Genomic DNA, 4394 nt, shown 5'->3' with positions numbered 1-4394 from the left:
GAGATAGATCCAATACATTGCTCTGCTCACAAATATAACTTTCCTATGTGCAAAACGATATGTAGAAGTGTTGTTGATGTTACCGGAGAATACGTTAGGGAAGTTTCAGGTATTGGTGAGAAAGAGATTGATGTAGTGATCGGAGGCGCTCCCTGCCAAGGCTTTTCATTAATAGGAAAACGCGCGCTTGATGATGATAGAAACAAACTGGTCTATCACTATGTACGGCTGGTTCTTGAGCTAAAGCCTAAATACTTTATTTTTGAAAATGTAAAAGGGTTGACGGTTGGTAAGCATAAGCAGTTTTTAGTAGAGATAATGGATGCATTTAAAGATGGCGGGTACGACGTTGTAAGCGATTATAAAGTGCTAAACGCAGCTGATTATGGAGTTCCTCAAGATCGCCGTCGTCTTTTCTTAATGGGGGGAAGGAAAGGAATTGCTCTGCCATCATACCCTGAGCCATTATCCATTAGAACAACGGTTGGGGACGCTATTGGGGATATTCCTGATGCGGAAAAATATCCTGAGCTATGGGGTAGAGATTGGGTTTATGCTAAATTTGGTGAGCAATCACTATACTCATCCTATTTGCATGGCGTAGGAAAAGATCCTAGTGATTTTAGCTACCCAAGGATTTTTAATAAAGACAAATTAACGTGTTCTTTACTGACAGATCACTCTGACATTTCTAGAGGGCGGTTTGTTGAAACTTTGCCTGACACGGTAGAACCAATCAGCAGGTTTAAAAAGCTCTCGATGAATGGGCTATGTAATACTTTAAGGGCAGGAACAGCAAGTGACAGAGGTGCTTTTACATCTCCTCGTCCTATACATCCGATCTATCCTAGGGTCATCACGGTCAGAGAGGCAGCAAGACTGCATTCATATCCTGATTGGTTCAGATTTCATGTGACTAAGTGGCATGGATTTAGACAGGTCGGTAATAGTGTTCCTCCTATGCTAGCTAGAAGTGTTGGCTTGCAGATTATGAAGGTTCTTGGTGTTACGCCAAAAAAACCAACGAAGAAAATCAAACTCGGTGATGAAAGTTTGGTTGCTATTTCTATGTCCGATGCTGCATCTATGTTTGGTGTGTCATCAAATGTAATTGCTAAGAGAATAAAAAATAGTAACAAGGAGGTTGTTTGTGAGTAAGGATAAAAAAGAAAGGTCCAAAAATAGATACCATCAGTTGGTAGAAAAGATATTTTTCGATAAATATGTTGATGGTGACTTAGAGGTTTTGTTTGAAAGGTTAGAGATAAACAGTGCTGCAAAAGATTTAGGTATAGAACTCCCATCTAATGTTGGTGATGTTATATATTCAATCAGATTTAGAACGCCTATGCCAGAAAGTATTCTGTTGACTCAGCCAGAAGGTAAGGAGTGGATTATTGAGCTGGCTGGTAGGTCAAAGTATCGATTTAGATTAGTAACTATTAGTAGGATTTTGCCAAATCCTAATATGGTGGCAATAAAAATTCCAGACAATACCCCGGAGATAATTACAGGTTATTCTTTAGACGACGAGCAGGCATTGCTGGCGAAGGTGAGATATAACCGGCTAATAGATATATTTCTAGGTATAACCACATATTCTTTACAGAATCATTTAAGAACTACGGTGAAGGGAATTGGTCAAATAGAGATCGATGAACTTTATGTAGGTATAGATAAATACGGTTGCCATTATATAATACCAGTTCAAGCAAAAGGTGGGACAGATCAAATATCAATGGTGCAAACATCGCAAGATACAGCGTGGTGTGAACAAAAATACCCAAATGTTAGATGTAGAGCTATTTCCGCTCAGTTTGTTTCGAGCGATTTGATTGCACTGTTTGAGCTAAAGATAGACGAAGGACAAGTGAAATTGATTGAGGAAAGGCATTACAAACTGGTTCCGGCAAAAGAGTTAGATAGCTCTGACATCTCAAACTACCGCATGTCTGTATAATTTCTGAGAGGATCTTCTTGAGATCCTTTCGTTCTAGCCGTAATCTCCTAAGCCGTAAACAAAAAAACCACCGCTACCAACGGTGGTTCGTTTGCCGGAATTTAGAGCTACCAACTCTTTCTTCCGAAGGTAACTGGCTTTCACGGAGCGCAGATACCAAAACTGTCCTTTCAGTGTAGCCGTAGTCAGGCCACCACTTCAAGAACTCTGTAGATAACTCTACTCCGCTCCGTGAATCCGATTACCAGTGGCTGCTGCCAGTGGCGCTTTTGCATGTCTTTTCGGGTTGGACTCAAGACGATAGTTACCGGACAAGGCGCAGCAGTCGGACTGAACGGGGGGTTCGTGCATACAGTCCAGCTTGGAGCGAACTGCCTACCCGGAACTGAGTGTCAGGCGTGGAATGAGACAAACGCGGCCATAACAGCGGAATGACACCGGTAAACCGAAAGGCAGGAACAGGAGAGCGCACGAGGGAGCTACCAGGGGGAAACGCCTGGGATCTTTATAGTCCTGTCGGGTTTCGCCACCACTGATTTGAGCGTCAGATTTTGTGATGCTTGTCAGGGGGGCGGAGCCTATGGAAAAACGGCAACGCCGCATCCTTTTTCCTGACCTTCCTGACTTGAGCGCGATCTCGTTATCTCGTCCTTCGTGAGCTGGTAACGCCCGCCGCAGTCTCACGGCAGGAGCGCAGCGACCGAGTGAGCGAGGAGGCGTCATTTCATCGTTACCTGCATTTTGCACTTACGCCCCGCAGCCGTATTTTCCCCCTTGCCACATGAAGCACTTCTCCGAATCTCCATCTCGCCGTAACATACTAAGCCAGTATACACTCCGCTAGCGCTACGTGACTGGTTCAGGGCTGCGCCCCGAAACCCGCTAACAACCTCTCAGCTACTGGATATCACCCCATGCCATCTGAACATGATGAACAACGGGATGCTGCTGATACGCAGCTTCCCGGCGAGTATGACCTTTTTGATTTAATGGCGAAGGTTACTGAAGATAACCTGCACGCCCCGGTGGATTCCGGGCCTCCTGTCGGTCGGGAAGCGTTATAGCTTTTTCGCTGGCCAGCGTATGTGTAATACGGTGGTATTACATCTTATTTCTTTATTTTCATGTAATTACGGTTGACTGTAATACCTTGCGTATTACACGTATAAACGAAAAATCCCATTTTTCCCATTTGATTCATGCAGTTGCGATGAAATCGCGATTGCGTATGGTGTATGACCATTTAAGGGATAAAGCAACTTGGCTTTTAAGGCATGAATCTATATCTGGCAGGCCTGAGCGAAATAAAAAAGCGTTACATACCTGCCGGTTCATGTAGCCATGAACCGTGAAAGACAAGGATAGGACAATTATAAGACATTCTGTGATATTTTGGACTAAAATGAGACATTGATAAGACATTATGGGTGGCGTATGGCGAATTTTAACCTTGGTCCAAGAACAGCGATTGCGGCTGTCAGAGATTCCCTGGCTGATATAGAAAACTGGAAGAAAAATGGCATCCCCAGGAGAGAAATTGTGGCTGTACTGAATGAACGTTACGGTCTGAAGATCTCACAGGTTGCGTTTGATAAGGCTCTTTACAGGTTGAGAAAAAATACAGATGGATCGTCTCTCGCTACAGCGGATTCTTTGCCTGCTACAGAAAAATCTGTTTCTGTAGCAGGCGCGCCAGAGAATGGTTTTTTTCTGTCCGTGAATGACTTCAGAAGAGTGGAAGATGAATCTCAAAGACTGGCTGAGTCATTGAGGGATAGCATTGGCAGGAGGAAGGGGTTCTGATTTCCACTCGAAATTGTTTTGTGAAACGTTCGTACATCCGCCCCCTTATCTTCATGCCTGATGTTCTTGCCAACGCCTCACGGCCACGCAATAAATTTCCCGCCCGTTCACCGTTTTTAGCAGGGAACAAACCGGGTTTTGACGTGCCGGCCTGATTTTTGGCCTGAAACCGGTACTCATGCACTTCCTTGCATAGCCATGCAGCCGCGCCAAAATCATCAGGGGCGTTTTTTCACGATACAGGCAGGGAAAGGTACCCAAAACGGCCCGGATGCGGCAGAAACGCGCTGAGGGCCTTTCTGGGGGTGCGGGCAAGAGATGTTATGTTCAATCGAAATCAGAAAAACGATCGGTAAAGCGATCGTTTTTCTGATAGCATCATGTTGATTTTATATAACGTGGGTGTAAAGAATGACTAGACCGATTGCTGTTGATTTATTTGCTGGAGCGGGTGGGCTGAGTCTCGGTTTCGAGCAAGCTGGCTTTGATATAATGGCATCAGTTGAGATAGATCCAATACATTGCTCTGCTCACAAATATAACTTTCCTATGTGCAAAACGATATGTAGAAGTGTTGTTGATGTTACCGGAGAATACGTTAGGGAAGTTTCAGGTATTGGTGAGAAAGAGA

At 44.3% G+C, this 4394-nt stretch carries 5 protein-coding genes; 4 read left to right on the top strand and 1 reads right to left on the bottom strand.

Features of this window, described 5'->3' with window-relative positions; genetic code table 11:
- A partial coding sequence (locus G9X48_RS08995) for a DNA cytosine methyltransferase (protein WP_166499925.1) occupies nucleotides 1–1158 on the top strand: 1158 nt, incomplete at its 5' end.
- Nucleotides 1151–1960 carry a hypothetical protein gene (locus G9X48_RS08990; RefSeq protein WP_044525163.1) on the top strand — a complete coding sequence of 270 codons (810 nt, stop codon included), beginning with the start codon at nucleotides 1151–1153 and terminating at the stop codon, nucleotides 1958–1960. The genes G9X48_RS08995 and G9X48_RS08990, both read left to right, overlap by 8 nt.
- Nucleotides 1961–2179: 219 nt before the next feature.
- On the opposite strand, the gene G9X48_RS21450 is transcribed toward G9X48_RS08990, so the two are convergent.
- Nucleotides 2180–2311, bottom strand: a complete 132-nt coding sequence (locus G9X48_RS21450) for a replication initiation protein (RefSeq protein ID WP_072007956.1) — start codon at nucleotides 2309–2311, stop codon at nucleotides 2180–2182.
- A gap of 1083 nt (nucleotides 2312–3394) precedes the next feature.
- Here G9X48_RS21450 and G9X48_RS08980 point away from each other — a divergent pair.
- Nucleotides 3395–3763 carry a hypothetical protein gene (locus G9X48_RS08980; protein ID WP_042114977.1) on the top strand — a complete coding sequence of 123 codons (369 nt, stop codon included), beginning with the start codon at nucleotides 3395–3397 and terminating at the stop codon, nucleotides 3761–3763.
- Nucleotides 3764–4174: 411 nt separating this feature from the next.
- On the top strand, nucleotides 4175–4394 hold a 220-nt coding region (locus tag G9X48_RS08975), incomplete at its 3' end, for a DNA cytosine methyltransferase (RefSeq protein ID WP_166499924.1).

Source organism: Cronobacter sp. HA18006, from assembly GCF_011605445.1.
In the GTDB taxonomy this organism is placed as follows: Bacteria; Pseudomonadota; Gammaproteobacteria; order Enterobacterales; family Enterobacteriaceae; genus Cronobacter; species Cronobacter sakazakii.
Note: the sequence above shows the minus strand (reverse complement) of the source record. Positions and strands in the feature narration are given on the sequence as shown.

Bases quoted from the DNA above. Each gene is read 5' to 3' on its own strand.
- G9X48_RS21450 (WP_072007956.1), bottom strand. From the start codon at position 2,311: ATGCACGAACCCCCCGTTCAGTCCGACTGCTGCGCCTTGTCCGGTAAC.
- G9X48_RS08980 (WP_042114977.1), top strand. From the start codon at position 3,395: ATGGCGAATTTTAACCTTGGTCCAAGAACAGCGATTGCGGCTGTCAGA.